We start from the raw sequence: 24,752 nt of genomic DNA, 5'->3' as shown, positions 1-24,752 counted from the left end.
GACCCACCCACCCCCCCCACCACAGCTCGCCGATCTTGCACTTCGCGCCCGCAGGATGTCCGGTTGGCGAACTTCGCGGGGGCCGAGAGTGCAAGATCGGCGAGCTGTGGTGGCGGGGGTGGGTGGGTCAGAGGAAGCGCCAGCGCTGGTGGGCGGCGCCGGTGTCGTCGGCGAGGACCGCCTGCGCGCCCTGGGTGCCGGAGCCGCCGCTGAGGCCGAGCACGCGGCCCCCGTTCGCGCACTGGATCCGGAACCAGCCGCCGCCGCCGTGCCGCAGCCGCCACCTGTGGTCGGCGGCGCCGTTGTCGGCCCACTGGACGATCCGGGCGCCGGCCGCTGTCGAGGCGCCCTCGACGCCCAGCACCTTGCCGCTGTTGCCGTTGCGTAACCGCAGGTAGCCGCCGGTGTCCACGAGCGCGGTCCAGAGGTGGTCGGCGGTCCCGGTGTCGCCCCACTGGATGACCGGCCCGCCGTCGGCGGTGGACATGTTCTGCACGCCGAGCACCAGCCCGCTGCCGAGGTTCTGGATCCGCCGCGCCCCGTTGGGCAGGAACCGCCACTGGTTGTCGAGGCTGCCGTTGTCCGGGTCCTGCACGGCGAACGCGCCCTGGGCGGTCGAGCCGCCGGAGATGCCGAGCAGCTTGCCGGTGTGCACGTTGCGCAGCTTGTGGCTGCCGTCGCCGACGTCGACGACGGCCCAGAGATGGTCGGCGGTGCCGTTGTCCGCCCACTGCAGGATCCGGGCGCCGTCGGCGGTGGACATGTTCTCCACGCCCAGCACCTTGCCGCTGTTGACGTTGCGCAGCCGTAGCGCCGACCCGTCGACCACGAGCTGCCAGTCGTGGTCGGCGGTGCCGGTGTCACCCCACTGCAGCGCGAGCCCGCCGTCGGCGGTGGACATGTTCTGGATGCCGAGCACCAGCCCGCTCGCCGCGTTCGCGAGCCGGAAGCTCGCCTCGCCACCGCCGCCACCGCCCGTGCCGATCCGCCAGTAGACCGTGTAGTTGTGCCCGTGGGCGTCGTAGAACGGGCCGAGGTCGACGGTGGCGCCGTCGGCCCGGGCGGTGAACGCGAGACTGCCCGTGCCGGTACGGGTGACCGAGGCCGGGTCCAGCGTCGGCAGCGCGCTCAGCGTGGTGTTGCCGTAGTTGCCGGAGAGCACCACCGGCCCGTACGTGATCGCGGCGACCGCGGCGTCGTCGTTGGCGGCCACCGTCGCCACCCGCATCGGCAGCCGGACCGTGACCGTGTCGCCGGAGGTCCAGTCGCGGGTCAGGGCGGCGTAGCTGCCGGGCGTGGTGGCGATGCCGGCCGCGACGCCGTTGACGCTGACGCTCGCCCCGGTGGCCCACGCCGGGATCCGGATCCGCATCGTCCACGAGCCGCTCACCGAGCCGGTGACGGTCAGCGTCGTGGTGTCGCCGACCGGGTACGACGTGGCCTGGGTGACGGTGATGCCGCGCTGGCTCCAGGTGAGCACCGAGGGCATGAACAGGTTGACGGTCAGCGTGGTGCCGTTGTGGAAGTAGATCGCGTCGGCGAGCGTGGTGTTGGTCTCCAGCCCAGTGCCCTGACAGCACCAGAAGGAGTTGTAGTCGGTGCTCCACGTGCCGCCGCCCCACGCCGGGCCGACACCGCGCCGCCCGCCCGGGTTGAGCGGGGTGAAGTAGGTGACGTGGCCGTGCGCGTCGGCCGGGTTCTGCTGGCCGATCATGTGGTTGAGCAGCGCGCGCTCGTAGAAGTCGGCGTACGCGACGCGGTCCGGGTCGAGCTGCCACAGCTCCCGGGTCAGCTTGAGCATGTTGTACGTGTTGCACGCCTCGCACGTGTCGTTGCGCAGGTAGCCGGCGATCGCGTTCGGGGCGCGGAAGTGCTCGGCCTGGCTGTTGCCGCCGATGGCGTACGTGTGCGCGCCGACGGTGATGGCCCACGCGTTGGTGGCGATGTCCCGGTAGCGGGTGACGCCTGTGGCCTTGTACTCCCGGGCCGCGCCGATCCACTTGGGCACCTGCGTGTTGGCGTGCAGCCCGTTGAGCTGGTCGGAGTTGGCGGCGAGCGGGTTGAACACGGCGGCGTGGTCGAACCGCTGCGCGACGGTGAGCCACCGCCCGTCGCCGGTCTGCTGGTAGAGGTCGGTCAGCACCGCGTTCATGCCGCCGAACTCGGTGCCGAGCATGGCCTGCATCTGGGCCGAGGTGAGCCGGCCGGTGCGCTGGTCGACCCAGCCGGCCAGCGCCAGCAGCACGTCCCGGGCCTGGGTGCTGCCGATCAGCCGCCACACGTCCAGCAGCCCGGCCAGCGTCTTGTGGATGCAGTAGTAGGGGACGTTGCCGTTGCTGAGCGTCCGGGCCTCCAGCGCGGTGAAGTCGGACTCCGGGAAGCCGGACAGGTAGCCGGCGCTGAACCCGGCCGCGCCGTTGTTGGCCTGGCAGCGGGCCAGCTCGGCGACCATGGTGAGCGCCTTGTCCCGGCAGGTGGTGTCGCCGAGCACCGCCCACGCCTGCGCCCAGGCGGTCAGGAAGTGACCCTGCATGTGGGTGCGGAACGGGAAGTTCGGCGCGTCCCAGCCACCGTTGGCGGCGGCGCCGCCGGTGGACAGGCGGTGGTTGGCCCGGAAGTTGTAGAGCAGCCGGTTGACGTCCACGAAGCGCAGGTACGCCACTGTGCGGTTCTCGTTGTCCTGCCACCGGCTCGCGGTCAGCCGGACCTGGCCCGGGTCGAACGCGTACGCGGACACGCCGATGTCGGGGCGGGCCGGTGGCAGCGCGGCGTGCGCCGTACCGCCTGCGGTGACGGACCCGGCAGCGGCGCCGGCGGTCGCCGCGACGGCGGTGGCGCCGGTGGCGCGGAGCAGGAATCGGCGGTTCACCAGGGGAGCGGGCATGGACGGCCTCCGTGGCGGGGGACGGTGGTGGCGGGGACGGTGGTGGTGGGAACGGCTACGCGGTGACCCGGAAGGTGGCGTCCTGCCGGTCGACCGCGGGGGAGCCGGCGCCGAGCGGGTCGATGCGCAGCCGGTAGTCGTAGTGCCGCAGGTAACGGGTGGGGAAGTTGTACGAGCGGAACGACGACCAGGTGGCGTCGGCCAGGCCGGCGGTGCGGTGGAAGGTGGCGTCGGCGCGGAACGTGGCGGTGCCGTCGTTCGGGTCCAGCCGGACCGCGTAGTCGTAGTGCCGCAGGTAGTTGCCGGGGTAGTTGAGCGACTCGAACGAGACGCCGGCAGCGTCGGCCAGGCCGGGGACCATCCGCCACATCTGGTCCTGGTACGGGTCGAACGGGTACGCGTCGACGCGGGCGATCCGGTCGGCGTGCCGCACGTAGCGGTCGGGGAAGTTCGACGACTTGAGCCGGACCCAGTTCGGCGTGCCCCAGCGGTTGACCAGCTCGGCGTACTCGGCGTCGGTGATGCCGATCATCGAGCCGTGCTTGGAGTTCAGCGGCGGGGTGTAGTCCCGCTGGCTCAGCGGCGTCCACGAGTTGCCGGAGATGGTCGTCGTGGACCAGGCGTAGTAGTCGTTGTTGACCGGGCTGAACGAGTCGCCCCACAGCCGCCAGCCGCCCTCGTTGGTGCGCAGCAGCAGCGGCGCCTCGATCGCGTTGCCCTGCCGCAGCCCGCTGGTGTACGTGGTGAAGCTGTTCGGCGCGGCGGTGGTGGAGCGGGCGCCGTAGAGATATCCGTCGTCGAGGTTCTTGTAGTAGAGGTACGTGGTGCCGCCGTCGACCACCACGTCGCCGTCGAGCACGCCGAAGGCGGGGCTGAAGTAGACCTGCGACGCGCTGACGGTGCGGAAGTCGCTCGTGTAGTTGACGAACAGTACGTCCCGGCCGTTGTTGGCGGAGTAGACGATGGCGTACTGCCCACGGGTGGCGTCCCAGAACGCGGTCGGCGCCCAGGTGTGGGTGTCGAGCGTGTGCATCCGGATGCGCCGGTAGCCGGTGAACGCGGTCAGGTCGGCCGAGTCCCACACGTGCAGGTACTGGCTGGTCAGCCCCCAGTTGGTGCCCTTGAGGTCGGTGGCCAGCACCACGAAGGTGCCGTCGGTCCTGCGCAGCACGAACGGGTCGCGCAGGCCGAGCTGCCCGGCGGTCGGGGTGACCACCGGGTTGTTCTGGTTCAGCGGAGTCCAGTTCAGCCCGTCCCGGCTGACGGCCAGGTGCAGGCCGTAGTCGGCGCCGAGGCCGTTCGGCGTCTCGGTGAAGTAGGCCATCGCGTAGGCGGTGTTCGCCGCCGCGAACGCGCCGCGGGGCAGGCTGAGCGCGCCGGAGGCGGCGGCAGCCGCGGACAGGGCGCCGACTGTGAACGCGCGTCGGGTCAGGGGCACGACGGGGGCCTTTCTCTGCGGTGGAGATGACGGCCGCGTTAACGCTAACAATCCCCCTTAGCCTGGCGTTCATATAGCTGACTGTCAATCGATTCGCAGCGCTGACGCGAACGCCGCAGGGCGGGCCGCTCGTTCTCGCGGCCCGCCCTGCGGCGGCTGTCCGGCGCCCGGCCGGCGAAAGATCAGCGGTTGCGGTAGTGGTCGACGGCAAGCGTCCCACCGCTCAGCAGCGCCAGCGCGCCGAAGGCGGAACCGGCCCACGGGTTGCCGACGACGCTCGACAGCACCACGTTCGCGGCCACGCTCACGATGAGCACCAGCCAGAGCAGCGGGCGCATCCGGGTAATCGACGACGGGGCGGCGGCGGGCTCGGCGGTACGGTCCAGGTCGTTCACGGCTGCCTCCTCGATGATTTCTGCTACCACCGACAGTAGGGACGGGAGCGGCCGGTAACGATCCCGCCAGCACGACAGTCGTGGTACAGCAGGCTGTACTTTCCGCGCCCGGGCCTGCCGGGCGGCGACAGCGGTGACCTATCGTTTCGCCCGGGGGTGGGCCGGGATGGAGTACGTGCGGAGGCGGTTCCGCGTGGCGGTGGCCGCTCTGGAGCACCTCGTCGGCGGGCTGGGCACCGCAGTGCTGGCCCTGGGCACGCTGCTCGGGACGCTCGTCGTCGCGGCGGCGTGCGTCGGCGGGGTCGGGCTGCTGCTCGTACCCGGACTGCTGCAGGCCGTGCGGTCGGTGGCCGACCGCGAGCGCGCCCGGCTGTCCCGGTGGGGAACGCCGATCCCGGCGCCCGGCCCGGTCCCGGCCGGGGTGCGCGCGGCGCTGCGCGACCCGGTGGTACGGCGGGAGCTGCGCTGGGTGGCCGTCCACGGGACGCTCGGCTTCGGCGCCGGGCTGCTCGCGTTCGTGCTGCCGATCTACGCCGTGCAGGACATCACGTTCCCGCTCTGGTACCGGCTGGTGCCGCCGGAGGCCGGCGCGCCCGGCATCGGCTGGTGGCACATCGACGGGCTCGGCGACGCGCTCGCGGTCGCCGTGCTCGGGGTCGGCTGGCTGCTTCTCGCGGTCTCGACCGGCCCGGCGCTCGCGCGGATCCAGGCCCGGCCGGGCCGGCGGCTGCTGCCCCCGCCGCCCGGGTTCGACCTGTCGCTGCGCGTCGCCGAACTCACCGCCACCCGGGCCGCCGCGCTCGACGCGCACGCGGTGGAACTGCGCCGCATCGAGCGCTCGCTGCACGACGGCACCCAGAACCGGCTGGTCGCGGTGAACGTGCTGCTCGGCGCCGCCCGGCGGGCGGTGCGCCGCGACCCGGACCGCGCCGACGAGATCCTGGAACGCGCGCAGGACGCGGCCGAGCAGGCGCTCGGCGAGCTGCGTACGGTGGTGCGCGGCATCCTGCCGCCGGTGCTCGGCAACCGGGGGCTGGCCGGGGCGTTGACCGGACTCGCGGCGGAGTGCGCGGTGCCGTGCCGCCTGTCGGTGGACGTCGACGTGCGCTGCGCGGCGTCGGTGGAGGCCACCGCGTACTTCGTGGTGGCCGAGGCGCTGACGAACGTGGTCCGGCACAGCGGCGCGGACGGCGTCGAGGTCGTCGTGCGCCGGGAACGGGACCGGCTGCTGGTGACCATCACCGACGACGGGCGCGGGGACGCCGACGAGACGCGCGGCTCGGGGCTGACCGGCATCCGCCGGCGGGTCGAGGCGTACGACGGGCGGATGACACTGACGAGCCCACCGGGAGGACCGACGAGGATGCACGTGGAGCTGCCATGCGGATCGTGATCGCCGAGGACGACGCGCTGCTGCGCGAGGGGCTGGCGCTACTGTTGCGCGCCGAGGACCTGGACGTGGTGGCCACCGCCGGCACGCCGGGGGAGTTCCTGACCGCTGTCGACGAGCACCGGCCGGACGTGGCGATCGTCGACGTGCGGATGCCACCCACCCACACCGACGAGGGCATCGTCGCCGCGGTCGAGGCCCGCCGCCGCCGTCCCGGCCTCGCGGTGCTGGTCCTGTCGGCGTACGTCGAGCAGGCGTTCGCCACCGAGCTGTTCGCGGTCGGCGCCTCCGGGCTCGGCTACCTGCTCAAGGAGCGGGTGGGCCGGGTCGAGGAGTTCCTCGCCGCGCTGCACCGCGTCGCGGGCGGCGGCAGCGTGATCGACCCCGAGGTGGTCGGGCAACTGCTCGCCCGCAACCGGCGGCCGGACACCGCGCTGGCCGAGCTGTCGCCGCGTGAGCACGAGGTGCTGGCGCTGATGGCCGAAGGGCTGGGCAACGGCGCGATCGCCGAGCGGTTGTTCGTCACCGAGGGCGCTGTGCACAAGCACATCCGCAGCATCTTCGCCAAGCTGAGCCTGCCGCCGGACGACCGCGCCGACCGCCGGGTCACCGCGGTGCTGCGCTACCTCGACGACGGCCGCCGGTAGCGCACACGCACGCGCGCCGCCTCGCGGTGAGGCGGCGCGCGGACGGGTCGGCCGGATCAGCGGCGGGTGCCGCACAGGGCCGCGTCGACGGTGCTGGTGACCGCCTCCAGCATCTCCAGGCTGGTCGGCAGCGCGGTCACCGCGACCACGGCGCTGCGCCCGTCGGTGGTGGACAGGTTGCGCGTCTCGAAGCCCTGGATGTCGCCGCCGTGCCCCCAGGCGTGACCGCCGCAGGGCAGCTCGTGCCGGGCGATGCCCAGGCCGTACTCCCACACCCCGTTGGGCTCGAAGTCGGGCGCCGGCACCGTGCGCGTCAGCGCCGCCTGCTGGGCCGGCTTGAGCAGCTTGCCCGCCAGCAGCGCCTCGAAGAACGTGCGCAGGTCCGACGGCGTGGAGACGAGCTGACCGGCGGCCCAGCCCAGCGACGGGTCCATCCGGGTCACGTCGACCCACGGCGCGCCCGGCTCCACCGCGACGTATCCGCGCGGCAGGCGGCCCGGCAGGTCCTGCTCGCCGGTCTGCGGCCAGTACGTGTCACGCAGCCGCAGCGGCTCGATGATCCGCTGGGTGATCTCCTCACCCACCGGACGCTTGGTGACCCGCTCGATGATCAGCCCGGCCAGCACGAAGTTGGTGTTGCTGTACTCCCACTTCTGACCCGGCGGGAAGCGCCGCGACTGGGTGAGCGCCTCGTCCAGCAGCCGGCGCGGGTCGAAGTAGTCGCTGCGGCGGTCCACCAGATCCTGCGCCTCGCTGAACACGACCTCGTCGTAGTCGGGCAGGCCGCTGGTCTGCTGCAGCAGCTGGCGTACGGTGATCCGCCGCCCGTCGTTGCCGTTGGCGCGCACCATCCCGGGCAGGTAGCGCTCGACGGTGGCGTCGAGGTCGATGCGGCCCTCGCCGACGAGCTGGAGAACGACCACCGCGGTGAACGTCTTGGTGTTGCTGCCCACGCGCACCCGGGCGTCGCGGGGGATCGCGGCGCCGGTGCGCAGGTCACCCACGCCCGCGGTGTAGTCGCGCACCCGGCCGTCGCGGCGTACGGAGGCCAGCACCCCGGGGAAGCCGTGCTCGGTGACCAGGCCGTCCAGTCGCGTCTGGACGGCGTCGGCGGCGGGACGCCGGGCGTCGGTGGTCGTGGCGGACGCGGCGGGCACACCGAGCGCGGTGACGGTCAGCAGGGCCGTGGCGCCGACGGCCATCGGGAGGGTACGGCGGGTCATGGGAACTCCTCGACGGAGGTGAACGGGTACGGGCTCAAGCCTCGCCAGAACCGGTCCCGCGTTCCATCCCACCAGCTACCGGGCCGGGGTAGCGCTGGCACTACTTGATCGCTCCCGGCGTCGCCGGTTAGGCTCCGCGCAGCGTCGCGTGCCGGTGGCAGACCGTGTCAGGCATGGAGGCGCCGGATCGAAGGGAGCACGACGATGACACTCGTCGTCCCTTCGCCCTCGCCACGTGGCTGAGGGCGAACAGACCAGGCTGGTGGCCTGGAGCCGGGAGATGCGCGCCGTCCACGAGCGGCTGCGCGAGGCGCTTGAGGTGACCCGGCGGGCGCTCGCCGCCGGTGAGCCGGCACGGCCCGCGACACGGGACCTGCTGCTGTTCTGCCACGGGTTCTGCGCGGCGCTGACCGCGCATCACGAGGGCGAGGACCGCAGTCTCTTCCCGGCGGTCGCGACGCGCCATCCGGAGCTGCGCGAGACGCTGGACCGGCTGCGACAGGACCACTCGATGATCGGTTACCTGCTGGCCGGGCTGGGTGCGGCGGTGGCTCGCGACGCCCCGCCCGACGAGCTGGCCCGGCACCTGGAGGGCGTTGCGGCGATCATGGAGTCGCACTTCCGGTACGAGGAGCGGCAGCTTCTTTCGGTGCTGGAGACGCTGGCGCTGGACGCCGACCCGGCCGACGTCCTCGGACCGCTGTGACCCCGGGTCGCGGCCCGGCGGGATGCGCGCCGCCGGGCCGCGACCGGGCGTTCAGTTCAGGCCGCAGGTGGCCAGCGCGTCCAGGTTCGGGCGCTGCGCGCCGACCCGGTTGAACGCGATCTCGATGCGGTCGAGCGCCGCGACGCGCTTGCTGCGCAGCGGCCCGAGGATCGCGTTGTCGATGAAGGCCGGTCCGCCCTCGGGGCGCACCGCGAGCTGGGCGAGGCGGGCGTTCGCCTCGGCGATCTGCTTGTCCAGCGTGGCCAGTTCGGCCTGCACCTGGCCGGCGGCCGCAGCCGGGACGGCGGGCAGCGCGACACGCGGGCAGTTGACCGTCCGGGCCGGTCCGGCCGCGTTGCCGTTCTGGCCGCCGGCGTTCCCGTTCTGGCCCCCGGCGTTGCCGTTCTGACCGCCGTTGTTCCCGTTCTGGCCCCCGGCGTTGCCGTTCTGACCGCCCGCGTTGCCGTTCTGGCCGCCGGCGTTCTGGCCGGCGCCGCCGTTGACGGCGCTCGGCACGCCCGGGGCGTTGAGCGAGCAGGCCGCCAGCGCGTCCAGGTCCGGGCGCGGCGCGCCGATCCGGTTGAACGCGATCTCGATGCGGTCGAGCACGGCGACGCGCTTGCTGCGCAGCGGGCCGAGGATGGCGTTGTCGATGAACGCCGGTCCGCCCTCGGGGCGTACCGCCTGCCGGGCCAGCCGCTCGTTCTGCCGGGCGATCTCCTGGTCCAGGTTGGCCAGTTCCCGCTCCACCTGGGCCGATGCCGCCGCCGGTACGGCCGGCAGCTTGTCGCGTACCGTCGGGCAGTTCACGGTCTGCGCGGCGGCGGTGGTGGCCGGGCGGTTGTTCTCGCCCGCCGACGCCAGTTGCAGCCCACCGGCGAACAACAGCGCCGCGAGGGCGCCCACCCCGCCGAGCTTCAGGACCGCGGTCTTGCGCGTACCCCTGGCCATGCACCTCTCCTCTGGTTGACCGGGAGGGTGCGGCGGCTGCCGCGCCGTCTCCACGGTGCGAAGTGACGACTGGAGGAATCGTGCTCGTGCCCGCTCCGGCATCGCGGTTCCGGCCGATGTTCCCGTCGGCAGTGGATACGGACGGCGGCGCGAGATCGTTCAGCGCACCCCGGATGTTTGACCGCATCGACGTCCGTCGTTAGGCTGCGCTGAAAGCGCTTACTGCGCGGGAGACGTGAGCGTTCGGCATGACACGGACGTCCGGGCGACAAGGCCCGCCCCTGACACCGACCGGGCATCGGTGCCGGTAGCGGCGTGGGCACCGCACCACCACCCGGAGGAGATCATCATGATCAACCGACACCGTCGTACGGTGTTGTGGACATCGGCCGCGGCGACGGCGGCGCTCGCCGCGTCCGGCCTGGCCGTCGGCGCGACCGCCGCCCAGGCGGCCGCCGGCTGCCGCGTCGACTACGCCGTAACCGCGCAGTGGGGCGGCGGCTTCACCGCCAACGTCAACCTGACGAACCTCGGCGACCCGCTCAACGGATGGGCCGTCACCTGGACCTTCGCCGCCGGGCAGACCGTCGCCCAGGCCTGGGGCGCCGAGATCACCGCCAGCGGCGCGTCGGTGCGGGCCGCCAACGTCAGCTACAACGGCAGCCTGGGCACCAACGCGAGCACGTCGTTCGGCTTCAACGGCACCTGGAACGACACCAGCAACCCGATCCCGACCTCGTTCGCCGTCAACGGCGTCACGTGCACCGGTGGCGTCACGCCCACCACCGACACGCCACCGACCAGCGCCCCGCCGAGCAGCCCGCCCCCGAGCACCCCGCCGCCGACGACGCCGCCACCGACCACGCCGCCGCCGGCCGGCGGCGCGATCTACGCCGCGCCGAACGGCACCGCCGGGGCGGCCGGCACCCAGGCCAGCCCCACCACCATCGCCGCGGCGATCACCCGCGTCGGCGCCGGCGGCACGATCTACCTGCGCGGCGGCACCTACAGCCTGTCCCAGACGGTCACCGTCGCCGCCGGCAACAACGGCACGTCGAGCGCCCGCAAGAACCTGTACGCCTACCCGGGCGAGACGCCGATCCTGAACTTCTCGGCGATGAGCGAGGACCCGGCCAACCGGGGGCTGGCGCTGAACGCCTCGTACTGGCACGTGCGCGGGCTCGTGGTGGAGCGGGCCGGTGACAACGGCATCTTCGTCGGCGGCAGCAACAACATCATCGAGCGGACGGTGACCCGCTTCAACCGCGACACCGGGCTGCAACTGTCCCGGATCGCCTCCAGCACGCCCCGCGACCAGTGGCCGGCGAACAACCTGATGGTGAGCGTGGAGTCGCACGACAACGCCGACTCCGACGGCGAAGACGCCGACGGCTTCGCGGCCAAGCTCACAGTGGGCGGTGGCAACATCTTCCGGTACGCGGTGTCGCATCACAACATCGACGACGGGTGGGACCTCTACACCAAGTCCGACACCGGCGCGATCGGCACGGTGACCATCGAGGACTCCCTCGCGTACAGCAACGGCACGCTCAGCAACGGCACCCAGAACGGCAACGGCGACCGCAACGGCTTCAAGCTCGGCGGTGAGGACATCGCCGTCAACCACACCGTGCGGCGCACCATCGCGTACCGCAACGGCAAGCACGGCTTCACGTACAACCGGAACCCGGGCACCATGACGATCTCGAACAATCTGAGCATCGACAGCACCGAACGGAACTTCTCGTTCGACGCCGGCACCTCGGTCTACCGGAACAACACCTCCTGCCGCTTCGCCGGCAGCGGATCGAACGACAGGACCGTCGGGAACGTGGACGGCTCGAACCAGTTCTGGTCCGGCGCCAACGGTTCCCGCTGCGCCACGTACTCCGGTGCCCTGGCCTGGTCCTTCGCCGGCGACGGCCGCCTCACGGTGACCCTCGGCGGCCGCCCGGTCTCGCTCTGACCCCCGGCGCCCCACGCGGTTGACCATGAGGTTGGCGGCCGGATCGGAGATCGACAACGCCGTCAACCTCATGATCGACCGGGTCGGGGCCGGGGTGGGGGAGGGGAGATCGGGCCGAAGGACCGGCTTGACAGGATGATCGAGTCTTAGGTTAGCCTAACCTGCGTGACGAGCGAAGCAGTGCGGGCCGACGGCCTGACGGGCAGTGAGCTGCGGCTGGGCTACCACGGCAAGACGGTGGTGCACGACGCCGCCATCACGCTGCCCCCCGCGGCGGTGACCGCGCTGGTCGGCCCGAACGGCAGCGGCAAGTCGACGCTGCTGCGCGGGCTGGCCCGCCTGCACCCGCTGGAACACGGCGAGGTCGTGCTCGCCGACGGCACCCCGGCCCGGGCGCTGTCCCCCCGGGACTTCGCCCGCCGGGTCACGCTGCTGGCGCAGAGCCGCCCCACCCCGAGCGGGGTCACGGTGCGGGACGTGGTCGGCTACGGCCGGCACCCCTACCGGCAGCGGTGGCGCGCCGGCGACCCCGACGGGCCCGCCGCGATCGACCGGGCCATGACCGTGACAGGTGTCGACGGCATGGCCGGCCGGCCGGTCGACGAGCTGTCCGGCGGCGAGCTGCAACGCGTCTGGCTGGCCACCTGCCTGGCCCAGGACACCGCGATCCTGCTGCTGGACGAGCCCACCACGTTCCTGGACCTGCGCTACCAGGTGGAGATCCTCGACCTGATGCGCGACCTCGCCGACACCGCCGGCGTCGCCGTCGGCGTGGTGCTGCACGACCTCAACCAGGCCGCCGCCGTCGCCGACCAGGTCGTGCTCCTGCACGAGGGCCGGGTCCGCGGCACCGGCACGCCGCACGAGGTGTTCACCGAGGCGGCGCTCACCGAGGCGTACGGCATCCGCGTCGAGGTGATCGTCGACCCGGTCACCAACCTGCTCTCCACACGTCCCGTCGGCCGGCACACGACCCGTATCCCCGCCTGACCGATCCCTGCACACAGAAGAGAAACCGATGCTGCGTACCCGCCTGACCCTGCTCGCCGCCGCCGCGGCGAGCGCGCTGCTGATCGCCGGCTGCGGCACCACCGAGGAGCCCGCCGCCGCACCGTCCTCCTCCGACGCCGCGCCCACCGGCCCGGTCACCGTCACCGACAGCCGGGGCAAGACCATCACGCTCAAGAGCCCCGCCACCAAGGTCGTCGGCCTGGAGTGGGGCGAGGTCGAGATGCTCGTCGGCCTCGGCGTGATGCCGGTCGGCGTGGCCGACCCCAAGGGGTACGCCACCTGGGTGACCGCCGCCCCGCTCGACCCGAGCGTCAAGGACGTCGGCACCCGGGGTGAGCCGAGCGTCGACTCCATCGTCGCCCTCCAGCCGGACCTCGTGGTGATGGAGGCCGAGCGCGGCTCCGCCGTCGTCACCCAGCTGGAGAAGTACGTCCCGGTGCTGGTCACCAAGGGCAGCGACGCCTCCGACAACATCGGCCGGATGCGCTCGGACCTGAAGATGATCGCCACCGCGACCGGGCGCACCGCGCAGGCGGACAAGCTGCTCGCCGACTTCGACGCCGCGCTCGCCGACGGCAAGAAGAAGATCGCCGACGCCGGTGCGGCCGGCAAGCAGTTCGCGATCGCCGACGGCTGGAAGGAAGGCAGCACCGTCTCGATCCGGATGTTCGGCGAGGGCGCGCTCGTCTCCCAGCTCGGCATCCAGCTCGGCCTCAAGAACGCCTGGACCGGCAAGACCGACGAGATGTGGGGCCTGGGCCAGACCGACGTCGAGGGCATGACCGTCCTCAAGAGCCAGGACCTGCACTTCTTCTACAACGCCTCGGACGGCACCGACGTGTTCGCCGACGGCCTCGCCGGCAACGCGATCTGGCGTTCCCTGCCGTTCGTCCAGCAGAACAAGCTGCACAAGATGCCCAACGGCATCTGGACCTTCGGCGGCACGCTCTCCGCCAAGCAGTACATCGACGAGCTGGTCAAGGTCTACACGGCTTGAGCGCGATGACCGCCCCCGCCCCACCGGGGCCGGCCACCCGGCCGGCCCCGGCCGGGCCGCCGCCCGCCCGGCGCAGCCGGGTCGCCGGCGCGTTCGCCCTCGCCGCCGCCCTGCTCGTCGCGATCACCGCGGTGCACCTCACCCAGGGCACCTCCTCGGTCGGGGCGCTGGACCTGCTCCGGCTGCTCACCGGCGGCGACGACGAGACCGCCCGGGTGCTCGTCGCCTCCCGCCTGCCCCGGCTGCTCACCGGCCTGGCCGTCGGCGTCGCGCTCGGCTTCGCCGGCGCGGCGTTGCAGTCGACCACCCGCAACCCGCTCGCCTCGCCGGACACGCTCGCCGTCAACGCGGGCGCGCACCTGGCGATCGTCTCCACCGCCGCGTTCGGGATCGCGCTGCCCGCGCTGCCCGCGGGCGGGCTGGCGTTCTGCGGCGGACTCGCCGCCGCCTCCCTGGTCATGCTGCTCTCGGCCGGCGGCCAGGCCGCCACCACCCGGCTCATCCTCGCCGGCTCGGCCACCGCGATGGCGCTGTCCTCGCTGACCATGCTGCTCATGCTGCTGTTCGAGCAGGCCACCATCGGCCTGTTCGCCTGGGGCAACGGCTCGCTCGTGCAGGGCGACCTGGTCGCGTTCACCCAGCTCGCCCCCGTGATCGCTGTCGCCGCACTGGTGCTCGTGGCCCTCGGGCACCGGCTGGACCTGCTCGCCCTCGGCGACGACACCGCCACCGTGCTCGGGCTCAACGTGCGTCGTACCCGGCTGACGGTCGTGCTGCTGGCGGTGCTGCTCTCCGCCGCGGCGGTCACCCTGGCCGGCCCGATCGGCTTCGTCGGTCTCGGCGCGCCGGTGATCGTCCGGCTGCTCGGCAAGTGGGTGCCCGAGGTGCACCGGCACCGCGTCCTGATGCCGCTGTCCGGCATCGTCGGCGTGGTCATCGTGCTCGGCTCCGACGTGCTGCTGCGCGCCGTGCTCGGCGGCCAGGCCGGTGTCGACGTGCCGACCGGCGTGGTGACCACGCTCTTCGGCGCGGTGCTGCTGGTGTGGCTGGCCCGCCGCCACCGCGACGCCGGACCGACCCGGCAGGCGCCGGGCGGCCACGCCGCCGTGCGCTCCCGCGGCTTCGTCGCCGCCGTCGTCGCGGTCTGCGCGGTCGTCGCCACCGCCGCGCTGGTGCTCGGCATGCTCGCCGGTGACACCTGGGTGCTGCTGGGCGACATCGTCAACTGGGTGCAGGGCCGCACCGGACCGGCGTACACCTTCGTGCTGGACGCCCGCTGGCCGCGCGTCGCCGCGGCGCTGCTGGCCGGCGCCGCGCTGGCCCTGGCCGGCACCACAGTGCAGGCGGTCTGCCGCAACCCGCTGGCCGAGCCGGGCATCCTCGGCATCACCGGCGGCGCCGGCATCGGCGCGGTGTCGCTGCTGACGTTCGCGCCGATGGCCGGCGTGCTCGCCCTGTCCGGCGCCGCCGGTCTCGGCGCGGTCGTCGCGTTCGCGCTGGTCTACGGCCTGGCCCGGCGGCGGGGACTCAACTCCGACCGGCTGGTGCTGATCGGGTTCGCGGTCTGGCAGGGCGGCACGGCGATCATCACGTTCATCGTGGTGTCCTCCGACCCGTGGAACACCGGCAAGGCGCTGACCTGGCTGTCCGGCTCCACCTACGGGCGCACCGCCCCGCAGGTGCTGCCGGTGGCGATCGCGCTGCTGGTCGCGCTGCCGGTGGTGGCCGCCGTGCGCCGCGAGCTGGACCTGCTCGCGCTCGACGACGACACGCCCCGGGTGCTCGGCGTCCGGCTGGAACGCGCCCGGCTGGTCGCGCTCGGCCTGGCGGCGCTGCTCACCGCCACCGCCGTGTCGGCGGTCGGCGTGATCGGCTTCGTCGGCCTGGTCGCGCCGCACGCGGCCCGGGCGCTCGTCGGCGGGCGGCACACCCGCGTCCTGCCGGTCGCGGTGCTGGTCGGCGCCACCCTGGTCAGCCTCGCCGACACGCTCGGCCGCAGCGTCATCGCCCCCGCCCAGGTCCCCGCCGGTCTGGTCACCGCCATGATCGGCACCCCGTACTTCGTCTGGCTGCTGTGGCGTTCCCGCGCCGCCGCGGCCGCCCGTTGACCCGTTCGCCGACGAACCACCCCCCGCACGTGAGAGGAATGACGCATGACCAGCACCCTGGCCGTCGCGCCCTGGCGAGTCTTCACCGTCGAGGTCCGCGCGCTACGCCGGCTCGGCCCGTCGTTCCTGCGCGTGACGCTCACCGGCCCGGACCTGGACCGGTTCGCCGACAACGGGTACGACCAGCGGATCAAGCTGGCCCTGCCGCCGGTCGACGGCGCGTCGGGGGAGCTGCCCGACGGGCCGGACTGGTTCCCGCGGTGGCGTGAGCTGCCGGAAGCGCTGCGCAGCCCGATCCGCACCTACACCGTCCGCGCGGTCCGGCCGGAGGCGTACGAGGTGGACGTGGACATGGCGCTGCACGGCGACGGCGGCCCGGCCACCCGCTGGGCCCGGCGGGCCCGCCTCGGCGACCGGATCGCCGTGGTCGGCCCGGACGCCGGCTGGGACGGCCCGCACGGCGGTGTCGAGTTCCAGCCGCCCGCCGGGGCGACGCTGCTGCTGGCCGGCGACGAGACCGCAGCGCCGGCGATCTGCGCGATCCTGGAGCGGCTGCCCGCCGACGCGCGCGGGCACGCGCTGGTGGAGGTGCCGGAGACCGGCGACGAGCTGCCCTGCCGGCCCCCGGCCGGCGTCACGGTGACCTGGCTGCCCCGCGACGGCGCCCCGCACGGCAGCCGGCTCACCCCGGCCGTGACGAGCCTGGCCGGCCGGCTGGTGCCGGTACCTGTCGCGGCGGGCGCCGCGCCGCTGGCCGAGGTGGACGTGGACCGGGACATCCTCTGGGAGGTGCCGGAGCGGCCCGACGGCGCGGCGCTCTACGCCTGGCTGGCCGGGGAGGCGGCGGTGATCCGCGGCCTGCGGCGGCACCTGGTCACCGAGCGGGGCATGGACCGGCGCGCGGTGGCGTTCATGGGCTACTGGCGGGCCGGTCGCGCGGAGAACTGATCGTCCCGTGGGAGCGGGCCGGCGCACGACGCGCCGGCCCGCTTCCGTCATCCGCGCGGCGCGTACGGGGCGAGCGGGTTGACCAGCGTGCCGGCGAACTGCAACGCGGCCGACGGGTCGGACAGGTCCACCATCTGCTGGTTGTTGCGCAGCTGGAGCCGGTTGAGGCAGGACAGCGTGAACTCCGGCGCGAACAGGTCGTGCCGGCGCATCCGGTCGGCCAGGTGCGGCACCATGGCGGCGTAGTCGGCGGCGCACGCGGCGACGGTGCGCCAGAACTCGGCCTGGTCGAGCACGCCCCGGGTGTGCAGGGTGGCGCTGAGGTGCCGCAGGAAGCAGTCGAAGACGTCGGTGAAGATGGACAGGATCTTCTCGTCCTCGGGTACGGCGGCCCGGATCCGCCGGACCCGCTCCGGCAGGTCCGCGTCCGGGTCCATCACCACGATCTCCTCGGCGATGTCCTTGAACACGACCCGCTCGACGACGCCGTCGCGCAGCACCAGGATGACGTTCTCGCCGTGCGGCATGAACGCCAGGTCGTGGGCGTACAGGCTGTGCAGCAGCGGCACCAGGTAGGCGTCCAGGTAGCGGCGCAGCCAGTCGGCCGGGGCCAGCCCGGACTCGTCGATCAGCGCCGCGGCCAGTGACCGGCCGTCGCGGTCCAGGTGCAGCAGCGAGGCCATGGTGGCCAGCCGCCGCCCGGGTTCCAGCCCGGGCACCGGGCTCTCCCGCCACAGCGCCGCCAGCATCTTCCGGTACGGCGAATAGCGATCGGTGGCCGCCTCGTACTGCCGGTGCCGGTAACCGATCGCGGCGCGCTCCCGGATGATCGACAGGCCGGTGCGCTTGAGCACCGGGTCGCCCTCGATCAGCCCGGCCAGCCAGTCGTTGATCGCCGGCGTGGCCTCCATGTACGCGGCGGACAGCCCGCGCATGAAGCCCATGTTCAGCACCGACAGCGCGGTCTTCACGTAGTGCTTCGCCGGGTCGCTGACGTTGAAGAAGGTGCGGATGGACTGCTGCGCCAGGTATTCGTCCGGCCCTTCGCCGAGGCAGACCAGCCGGCGCGCGGCCACCTCACCGGCGAACGTGACGGCGAGCTTGTTCCACCACTGCCACGGGTGCACGGGGACGAACAGGTAGTCGGCCGGGTCCAGGCCCAGCCCGGTGAGCGTGCCGGTGAACCCGGCCAGCGTCGCCTCGCCCAGCTCGGCCCGCATCAGCGTGTCGTAGTCCAGGTCGTCGGCGCAGGTGAACGTGGTGTGGTCGCGGTGCGCGGCGAGCCAGAGCAGCCGTACCGGCGCGGCGGCCTCCGGGGCGTACGCGCGGTACTCGTGCACGCCGAAGCCGAGGCGGCCGTTGTTGGCCACGAAGCAGGGGTGGCCCTCGGTCATGCCGGTCTCGATCGCCTGGAACCCGGCGGCGGCCAGCTCGGCGGCGCTCACCGCGGGCTTGGCCAGCTTGTACGCGGTCCCGGCCAGCGTGGAGGTGATCTCCTCCAGGTAGACCGGCAGGATCGCGTCGGTGAGGCCGAGCGCGCCGCGCAGCTCCACGCACAGATCCACGGCGTCCGGCGGCAGGTCCGCGCCGTCGCGGCGGCGCACGATGCTGTCCGCGTCGACCTCCCAATGGTCCAGCGCCAGCCGCCGCGCCGCGAACCGGTACTCGACGGCGGCGTCGTCGCTGCGGACCAGCCACTGCCCGGGGCCGGTGGGCTCGGGGGTGATCAGGCGCTCGTGGGCGAACTCGGCGAGCGCCTTGCGCACCAGCAGCCGGTTGGCGGTCGCCCACGCCTCGGGGGTCAGGTGGTCCACTGCTGCGCTGGCGTTCACGCCGGTGCCCCTTCCTCGCCTGCGGGCGCGCCGGTGGCGGCCCGGAACTGGTCCCGGGTGCAGACGCTGAGCAGCGCCTCCTTCTCGGGCTTGCGGATCGGGCCGACGACGGTGAAGCCGACGGCCGCGTTGAGCGCGTGCACGGCGGTGTTGCGCACGTCCGGTTCCACCACCACGCGGCGGGTCGCCGGGTCGGCGAACAGCCAGGCCATCACCGTGGTGATGACGGCGCGGGTGAAGCCGTGCACCGGCGTGTCGGCGGGCGCGCAGAGGAAGTGCATGCCCACGTCGCCGGGCTCCGGGTCGTACAGGCCGACCAGCTCGACGTGCGCCGGGTCGTACCGTTCGGCCAGGAACGCCGGGGTGCCGCGCCACGACCCGAGGTACGCGTCGTGGTGCGGGTGGTCGGCAATGCGCCGGTACTCGGCGGCGACCGCGGCCACGTCGGCGTCCTGCATCAGCCAGAACGCGGACTTGGGATGGGTGACCCAGCGGTGCAGCAGCGCGGCGTCGGCGTCCGGGTCCAGCGGGCGCAGCGCGAACTCGCCCAGCGCGTCGTCGACGCGGGTGAACGCGCTCACGCCGGCGCTCCGAACTCCTGGAAGGCGATGCTCTTCTCCACCGGGTAGTGCTCGCGGCCGGTCATCTCCCGGATCAGCCACGAGTTGCGGTACGGACCCATGCCCAGGTCCGGCGAGGTGATGCTGTGCGTGTGCGTGCCCCCGTTCTGCAGGAACACCCGGCGGCCGGTGTGGTCGACGCTGTAGTTGCGGGCCACGTCGAAGCGGCCGTGCGCGTCGAAGCGCAGCCGGTCGCGTACCGGCGCGAGGAACTCCGGCACCCGGTAGTGGTAGCCGGTGGCCAGCACCAGTCCTGCGGTGTCCAGCGTGAACGCGCGGTCCTGCTCGGTGTGGCGCAGCCCGAGGCGGTAGCGGCCGTCGGCGTACGCCGCCTCGACCAGTTCCGTGTTGGTGAGCAGCCGGGTCGGCGCCGGCCCGTGCAGGCTCTTGGCGTACAGCAGGTCGTAGATGTCGTTGATCAGGTCGGCGTTGATGCCCTTGAACAGCGGCTTCTGCGCGGCCTCCAGCGCGTAGCGGGTCGGCTCGGGCAGCGCGTGGAAGTAGTCCACGTAGTCCGGTGAGGTCATCTCCAGCGTGAGCTTGGTGTACTCCAGCGGGAAGAACCGGGGCGAGCGGGTCACCCAGGTGAGCTGGTAGCCGTACGTGTCGATGTCGCCGAGCAGGTCGTGGAAGATCTCGGCGGCGCTCTGGCCGCTGCCGACGATCGTGATGCTGTCCTTGGCCCGCAGCGCCTCCCGGTGTTCCAGGTAGCGCGAGTTGTGGATCATGTCACCGCCCAGCCCGGCGCAGGCCGGCGGCAGGTACGGCGGCGTGCCGGTGCCGAGCACGAGGTGCCGGGCCCGGTGGGTGACCGGCCCGTCCGGCATGTCGGCGCGCACCACGTACCGGTCGTCGGTCGCGTCGTACTCGACGGCGGTGACGGCGTGCCGGAAGCGCAGGTTCGGCAGCTTGGCGGCGGCCCAGCGGCAGTAGTCGTTGTACTCGGCGCGCAGCGGGAAGAAGCTCTCCCGGATGTAGAACGGGTAGAGCCGCCCGGTCTCCTTCAGGTAGCTCAGGAACGAGTACGGCGAGGTGGGGTCCGCGAGCGTGACCAGGTCGGCGATGAACGGCGTCTGGAGCCGGGTCGATTCGAGCAGCATGCCGGGATGCCAGTCGAAGCTGTCGCGGGCCTCCAGGAACAGCCCGTCGAGGTCGTCGATCGGCGCGGTGAGGCAGGCCAGGCCGAGGTTGTAGGGGCCCAGCCCGACGGCGATGAAGTCGTGGGTCGACATGGGGTTCTCGTTCTCCTCGACGGGGGGTCAGCCGACCGGGCAGGACAGCTCGGCGGCAGCGGTCCGGGCGTACCAGGCGGCGTGGTCGGCGATGAGGTCCAGCACGTGGGCGATGTCGTCCACTGTGGTCTCGGGGTTGAGCAGCGTGAGCTTCAGGTGGTGCGCGCCGTCGACCTTGGTGCCGGCGACCAGGGCGGCGCCGGAGGCGGCCAGCGCGTCGCGGGCGTGCAGGTTGGCCTCGTCGGCCAGGTCGGGCGCGAGGCCGGACGGCCGGTAGCGGAAGACCACTGTGCTCAGCTGCGACGGTGCGGCCACCTCGAAGCGCGGGTCGGCGTCGAGCCGCTGCCACGCCTGCGCCGCGAGGTCGACGACCTGGTCGGAGAGCGCGCCGACCGCGTCCGGCCCCATGATCCGCAGGGTCAGCCAGAGCTTGCAGGCGTCGAACCGCCGCGTCGTCTGGATGCTCTTGTCGACCTGGTTCGGGATGCCCTGCTCGACGGCGCGGGCCGGGTTGAGGTAGTCGGCGTGCCAGGTGGCGTGGCGCAGCGCCCGGCCGTCGCGCACCAGCAGCGCGCTGGAGCTGACCGGCTGGAAGAACGACTTGTGGTAGTCGACTGTCACCGAGGTGGCCCGCTCGATGCCGTCGAGCAGGTGGCGGCGGGTGGGGGAGACGAGCAGCCCGCAGCCGTACGCGGCGTCGACGTGCAGCCAGACGCCCGCGTCGGCGCAGATGTCGGCGATCTCGGGCAGGGGGTCGATGCTGCCGAAGTCGGTGGTGCCGGCGGTGGCGACCACTGCCATCACCACCTGACCGTCGCGGTGGCAGCTGTCGATCGTGCGGGCCAGCTCGTCGGCGCGCATCCGGCGGGCCGCGTCGGTGGGCACGGTGAGCACCGCGTCGGCGGCGAGGCCGAGCAGCTTGGCGGCCTTCTGCACGCTGAAGTGCCCGGCCGCGGAGGTGATGACGCGCAGCTGGGACAGCACCTGCGGCCGGTCCGGCCGGGTGGCCGCGCCACCCACCGCCCGGCGGTACGCCTCCTCCCGGGCCAGCAGCATGGCCTGGAGGTTCGACTGGGTGCCGCCGCTGGTGAACACCCCGTCGGCGGTCGGACCCAGCCCGATCCGCCCGGCCGTCCACTCGATCAGGCGCCGCTCCATCAGGGTGGCCCCGGTGCTCTGGTCCCAGGTGTCCAGTGAGGAGTTCACCGCGCTGAGCACCGCCTCGCCGAGCAGCGCCGGGATGACCACCGGGCAGTTGAGGTGGGCCAGGTAGCGCGGGTGGTGGAACCACACCGCGTCGCGTAGCCACACGTCGTGCAGCTCGTCCAGGGCGGCGTCGGTGTCGCCGAGCGGCCGGTCGAGGTCGATGCCGCCGATGAGCGGCGCCAGCTGGTCGGGCGTGACGCCGGTGAACGGCGTGTCCACCTCGCCGACCCGCCGGGCGACCCGGTCGACGCCGCGCGCCAGCACGTCCCGGTACCGCCCGAGCGAGCCGGCGTTGAACAGGTGGTCGCGGGCCGTGGCGGCGGCGCGGCCGGTGTCGGTGGGCGCGGCGCCGGTCGGGCTCCCGATCGAACTCATGCGACTTCCCAGCGGTCGTACGGACAGGACGTGCGGCCACAGCCGCGGCGATCAGGTTAGGTTAGGCTCGCCTAACTAGCAAGCGCGACTCGGTGCTCTTTGTCCTGGAACTACCGCCGGTTGGCGCCTGCCGCGTGTCGCGGTAAGGTCGCCCTCGGTTAGGGGAGGTTATCCTAAGTTGACTGTGGAACGGAACCGCCGCCCGGCGCGCCGAGGCGGGCCGAGACGGTGACGCGCGTCGATCGCGATCAGTGGGGCGTGCCGCAACTGTGGGCCGGTGACGCCGACGCGCTGGCCCGTCTGCAGGGGCGTGTCGCCGCGACCGACCGGGCGTGGCAGATCAGCGTCGAACGATGGCGTGCCGAGGGCCGCCTGGCCGCCCACGTCGGACCGTCCGAGCTGGCGTGGGACCGGTTCGCCCGCCGCGTACGGCTGGACGACACCGCCCGGCGCTGCTACGAACGGCTGGACCCGGACACCCGGCGGTGGGTCGAGGCGTACGTGGACGGGGTCAACGCCGGACTCGCCGAGGGCGCCGCCGCCGCACCCGAGTTCGCCGCCACCGGCGCCGCGCCCGAACCCTGGCGCCCCTGGTCGCCGCTCGGCGTGTTCCTCGTCCAGCACGTGCTGTTCTCCACCTTCCCGAACAAGCTCTGGCACGCGCACGTGGCCCGCACGCTCGGCCCCGATGCGGCCGGACTGTTCGCCGTGGAGGGACCCGCGTCGTCGGGCAGCAACGCCTGGGTGCTGCCCGCCGACCCGGCCACCGGGCGCGGCCCGCTGATCGCCGGCGACCCGCACCGGCTGCTCGAACTGCCCGGCGTCTACCAGCAGGTCCGGCTGGCCTGCCCGGAGTTCGACGTGGTCGGCCTCGCCTTCCCCGGCGTGCCGGGCCTGCCGCACTTCGGCCACACCGGGCACGTGGCCTGGGCCGTCACCAACGCGATGGCCGACTACCAGGACCTCTACCGCGAGCGGCTGCGCCGCGACGGCGACCGGGTGCTGGCGCGCGACGCCGACGGCTGGACCCCGGTCGCGCGTCACGTCGAGGAGATCGAGGTCCGCGGCGGCGACCCGGAGACGGTCGAGGTGATCGAGACGCCGCGCGGGCCGGTGATCGACCACGACCGGGTCACCGGCGAGGCCATCGCGCTGCGCGCCCCGAGCCGGGTGGAGGCCCGGCTCGGCTTCGAGGCGCTGCTGCCGCTGCTGCGCGCCCGGCGCGCCGCCGACGTCGCCGACGCGCTGCGCCACTGGGTCGAGCCGGTCAACAGCGTGCTCACCGCCGACACCGAGGGCGGCGTCCGCCGTCTGGTCGCCGGCCTGGTCCCGGTACGCGACGAACGGTGCCGCCGGGAGCCGGTGCCGGCCTGGGAGCCGGCCTACCGGTGGCGGGGCGACTACGTGCCGCCGGTGGACGAGCGGGTCGACGGCGTGGCGGTGTGCGCCAACGACCGCCGCGACGACGTCGCAGCGCACGGTGTCGACTTCGCCCCGCCGCACCGGGCGCGCCGGATCCGCGCGCTGCTCGCCGAGGGCGCCGAGGCGTCCACAGTGCACACCGACGACCGGCTCCCGGCCGGCCCGCTGTACCGGCTGCTCGACCGGCTCGACCCGGGCCGGCTCGACGAACCCGCCCGCGCGCTGCTGCGGCGGCTGCGCCGATGGGACCGGGCGATGGCGGGCGGGTCGGCCGAGGCGGGCGCGTACGCGGCCTGGCGGGCGGCGCTGGCCCGGCGGCTGCGCGTACACCCGGGGTTGCGTGCGCTCGACGAGCCGTGCGGGTTCGACGAGCTGTTCGCCCCCTGGACCGACCCGGCGGCGCGGATCGGCCTGGCGCTGGATCACCTCGCGGCCGGGTTCGACCTCGCGGAACCGGCGGCCGAGGCGCTGGCCGAGGTGGCCGCCGGCCCGCCGCCCGGTGAGTGGGGCAGCCGGCACCTGCTGCACCCGGTGCACCTGGGCGTCGCCCCGGCGGTCACCGACGCGGTGACCGCGATGCGGGAGCGGGTGGCGCTGGCCGGTGACACCGACTGCGTGCTGGCCACCTCCAGCGTGCCGGGCGTCTCCGACGCCTGCTGGCGCGGCCCGGTGGCCCGCTACGTGTGGGACCTGACCGACCGGGCGGCCAGCCGCTGGATCGTCCCGTTCGGCGCGTCCGGGCGCCCCGGCGATCCGCACTTCGCCGACCAGCTGACCCACTGGGCCGCCGGGACGCTGATCCCGGTGCCCGCCGGCCCACTGACGGGAGACGAGACGACGTGATCCACCTGGAGTCGATTTCCGGCCTCGGCGCGCTGGCGCTGGAGCCGCTCCGCCCCGAGCGGGACGCCGGCCTGCTGCACGGCTGGGTGATCCGGCCCCGCAACCGGTTCTGGGGCATGGGCTCGCACACCGTCGACCAGGTACGCGACATCTACGCGTTCGTCGACGGGCTGGAGACCCACCACGCGTACCTGATCCGGCTCGACGGCGAGCCGATCGGGCTGTTCCAGACGTACCAGCCGGAGGCGGACCCGGTCGGCGAGCGTTACCCGGTGCAGCCCGGCGACGTGGGGATGCACCTGCTGCTCGACCCGCCCCGGCGGTACCCGCGCGGCGTGACCGGCGCGGTCTTCCCGGCCCTGATGCGGTTCCTGCTGCGCGACCCGGCCGCGCGTCGCGTGGTGGCCGAGCCGGACGTGCGCAACGACGCCATGCTGCGCCGCCTGCGCATCGAGGGATTCACGCTCGGTGAGGAGATCGACATGCCGGACAAGCGGGCGAGGCTGGCGTTCCTCACCCGGGAGCGGTTCGAGGCGGACCACCCGCCCGCGTGAAGCC

At 73.4% G+C, this 24,752-nt stretch carries 19 protein-coding genes; 10 read left to right on the top strand and 9 right to left on the bottom strand.

Features of this window, described 5'->3' with window-relative positions; translation table 11 throughout:
* Window positions 1-127: 127 nt before the first annotated feature.
* From BAW75_RS10745 to BAW75_RS10735, 3 genes are all read right to left on the bottom strand, one after another.
* Window positions 128-2,884: a beta-L-arabinofuranosidase domain-containing protein gene (locus BAW75_RS10745; RefSeq protein WP_104113477.1), complete on the bottom strand. Its 2,757-nt coding sequence runs from the start codon at window positions 2,882-2,884 to the stop codon at window positions 128-130.
* Between the two features lie 55 nt (window positions 2,885-2,939).
* On the bottom strand, window positions 2,940-4,322 hold the full coding sequence (locus BAW75_RS10740; protein ID WP_104113476.1) for a glycoside hydrolase family 43 protein: 1,383 nt from the start codon (window positions 4,320-4,322) through the stop codon (window positions 2,940-2,942).
* A gap of 182 nt (window positions 4,323-4,504) precedes the next feature.
* A complete protein-coding gene (locus BAW75_RS10735; RefSeq protein WP_104113475.1) occupies window positions 4,505-4,717 on the bottom strand; it encodes a hypothetical protein in 213 nt (70 codons plus the stop codon).
* A gap of 166 nt (window positions 4,718-4,883) precedes the next feature.
* Between BAW75_RS10735 and BAW75_RS10730 the strand changes: the two genes are divergently transcribed.
* Window positions 4,884-6,110 carry a sensor histidine kinase gene (locus tag BAW75_RS10730; RefSeq protein ID WP_104113474.1) on the top strand — a complete coding sequence of 409 codons (1,227 nt, stop codon included), beginning with the start codon at window positions 4,884-4,886 and terminating at the stop codon, window positions 6,108-6,110.
* Entirely contained in the window at window positions 6,098-6,754 is a 657-nt protein-coding gene (locus tag BAW75_RS10725) for a response regulator transcription factor (RefSeq protein WP_030499160.1), read from the top strand. The genes BAW75_RS10730 and BAW75_RS10725 overlap by 13 nt, the downstream gene beginning before the upstream one ends.
* A 56-nt stretch (window positions 6,755-6,810) precedes the next feature.
* On the opposite strand, the gene BAW75_RS10720 is transcribed toward BAW75_RS10725, so the two are convergent.
* Window positions 6,811-7,977: a serine hydrolase domain-containing protein gene (locus tag BAW75_RS10720; RefSeq protein WP_104113473.1), complete on the bottom strand. Its 1,167-nt coding sequence runs from the start codon at window positions 7,975-7,977 to the stop codon at window positions 6,811-6,813.
* 235 nt (window positions 7,978-8,212) lie between these two features.
* Here BAW75_RS10720 and BAW75_RS10715 point away from each other — a divergent pair, with 235 nt between their 5' ends.
* Entirely contained in the window at window positions 8,213-8,683 is a 471-nt protein-coding gene (locus BAW75_RS10715; RefSeq protein ID WP_064445625.1) for a hemerythrin domain-containing protein, read from the top strand.
* A gap of 51 nt (window positions 8,684-8,734) precedes the next feature.
* On the opposite strand, the gene BAW75_RS10710 is transcribed toward BAW75_RS10715, so the two are convergent.
* On the bottom strand, window positions 8,735-9,634 hold the full coding sequence (locus BAW75_RS10710; protein WP_104113472.1) for a hypothetical protein: 900 nt from the start codon (window positions 9,632-9,634) through the stop codon (window positions 8,735-8,737).
* 349 nt (window positions 9,635-9,983) lie between these two features.
* On the opposite strand from BAW75_RS10710, the gene BAW75_RS10705 reads away from it, so the two are divergent.
* The 5 genes from BAW75_RS10705 to BAW75_RS10685 all read left to right on the top strand — a co-directional run bounded on the left by BAW75_RS10705 (window position 9,984) and on the right by BAW75_RS10685 (window position 16,664).
* A complete protein-coding gene (locus BAW75_RS10705; protein WP_104113480.1) occupies window positions 9,984-11,600 on the top strand; it encodes a cellulose-binding domain-containing protein in 1,617 nt (538 codons plus the stop codon).
* 180 nt (window positions 11,601-11,780) lie between these two features.
* A complete protein-coding gene (locus BAW75_RS10700; protein WP_104113471.1) occupies window positions 11,781-12,590 on the top strand; it encodes an ABC transporter ATP-binding protein in 810 nt (269 codons plus the stop codon).
* A gap of 28 nt (window positions 12,591-12,618) precedes the next feature.
* A complete protein-coding gene (locus BAW75_RS10695; protein WP_043323338.1) occupies window positions 12,619-13,608 on the top strand; it encodes an ABC transporter substrate-binding protein in 990 nt (329 codons plus the stop codon).
* Window positions 13,609-13,613: 5 nt separating this feature from the next.
* Window positions 13,614-15,716, top strand: coding sequence for an iron ABC transporter permease (locus BAW75_RS10690; RefSeq protein ID WP_104113470.1), 2,103 nt, complete (start codon window positions 13,614-13,616; stop codon window positions 15,714-15,716).
* Between the two features lie 45 nt (window positions 15,717-15,761).
* Window positions 15,762-16,664, top strand: coding sequence for a siderophore-interacting protein (locus BAW75_RS10685; protein WP_104113469.1), 903 nt, complete (start codon window positions 15,762-15,764; stop codon window positions 16,662-16,664).
* Window positions 16,665-16,711: 47 nt separating this feature from the next.
* On the opposite strand, the gene BAW75_RS10680 is transcribed toward BAW75_RS10685, so the two are convergent.
* The 4 genes from BAW75_RS10680 to BAW75_RS10665 are packed head-to-tail and all read right to left on the bottom strand — an operon-like array spanning window position 16,712 to window position 21,929.
* Entirely contained in the window at window positions 16,712-18,496 is a 1,785-nt protein-coding gene (locus BAW75_RS10680; RefSeq protein WP_104113468.1) for an IucA/IucC family protein, read from the bottom strand.
* Window positions 18,493-19,077 (bottom strand): GNAT family N-acetyltransferase, encoded by a 585-nt coding sequence (locus tag BAW75_RS10675; protein WP_064445630.1) that lies wholly within the window; start codon window positions 19,075-19,077, stop codon window positions 18,493-18,495. Before BAW75_RS10675 ends, BAW75_RS10680 begins: the two co-directional genes overlap by 4 nt.
* Entirely contained in the window at window positions 19,074-20,348 is a 1,275-nt protein-coding gene (locus BAW75_RS10670; RefSeq protein WP_104113467.1) for a lysine N(6)-hydroxylase/L-ornithine N(5)-oxygenase family protein, read from the bottom strand. The genes BAW75_RS10675 and BAW75_RS10670 overlap by 4 nt, the downstream gene beginning before the upstream one ends.
* Window positions 20,349-20,375: 27 nt before the next feature.
* On the bottom strand, window positions 20,376-21,929 hold the full coding sequence (locus BAW75_RS10665; protein ID WP_104113466.1) for a pyridoxal phosphate-dependent decarboxylase family protein: 1,554 nt from the start codon (window positions 21,927-21,929) through the stop codon (window positions 20,376-20,378).
* Window positions 21,930-22,157: 228 nt separating this feature from the next.
* On the opposite strand from BAW75_RS10665, the gene BAW75_RS10660 reads away from it, so the two are divergent.
* Window positions 22,158-24,194 carry a penicillin acylase family protein gene (locus tag BAW75_RS10660; RefSeq protein WP_104113465.1) on the top strand — a complete coding sequence of 679 codons (2,037 nt, stop codon included), beginning with the start codon at window positions 22,158-22,160 and terminating at the stop codon, window positions 24,192-24,194.
* Window positions 24,191-24,748: a GNAT family N-acetyltransferase gene (locus BAW75_RS10655; RefSeq protein ID WP_104113464.1), complete on the top strand. Its 558-nt coding sequence runs from the start codon at window positions 24,191-24,193 to the stop codon at window positions 24,746-24,748. The genes BAW75_RS10660 and BAW75_RS10655 overlap by 4 nt, the downstream gene beginning before the upstream one ends.
* Window positions 24,749-24,752: the final 4 nt, after the last annotated feature.

It is taken from the genome of Micromonospora chalcea, from assembly GCF_002926165.1.
GTDB classification, from domain to species: Bacteria; Actinomycetota; Actinomycetes; order Mycobacteriales; family Micromonosporaceae; genus Micromonospora; species Micromonospora chalcea.
Note: the sequence above shows the minus strand (reverse complement) of the source record. Positions and strands in the feature narration are given on the sequence as shown.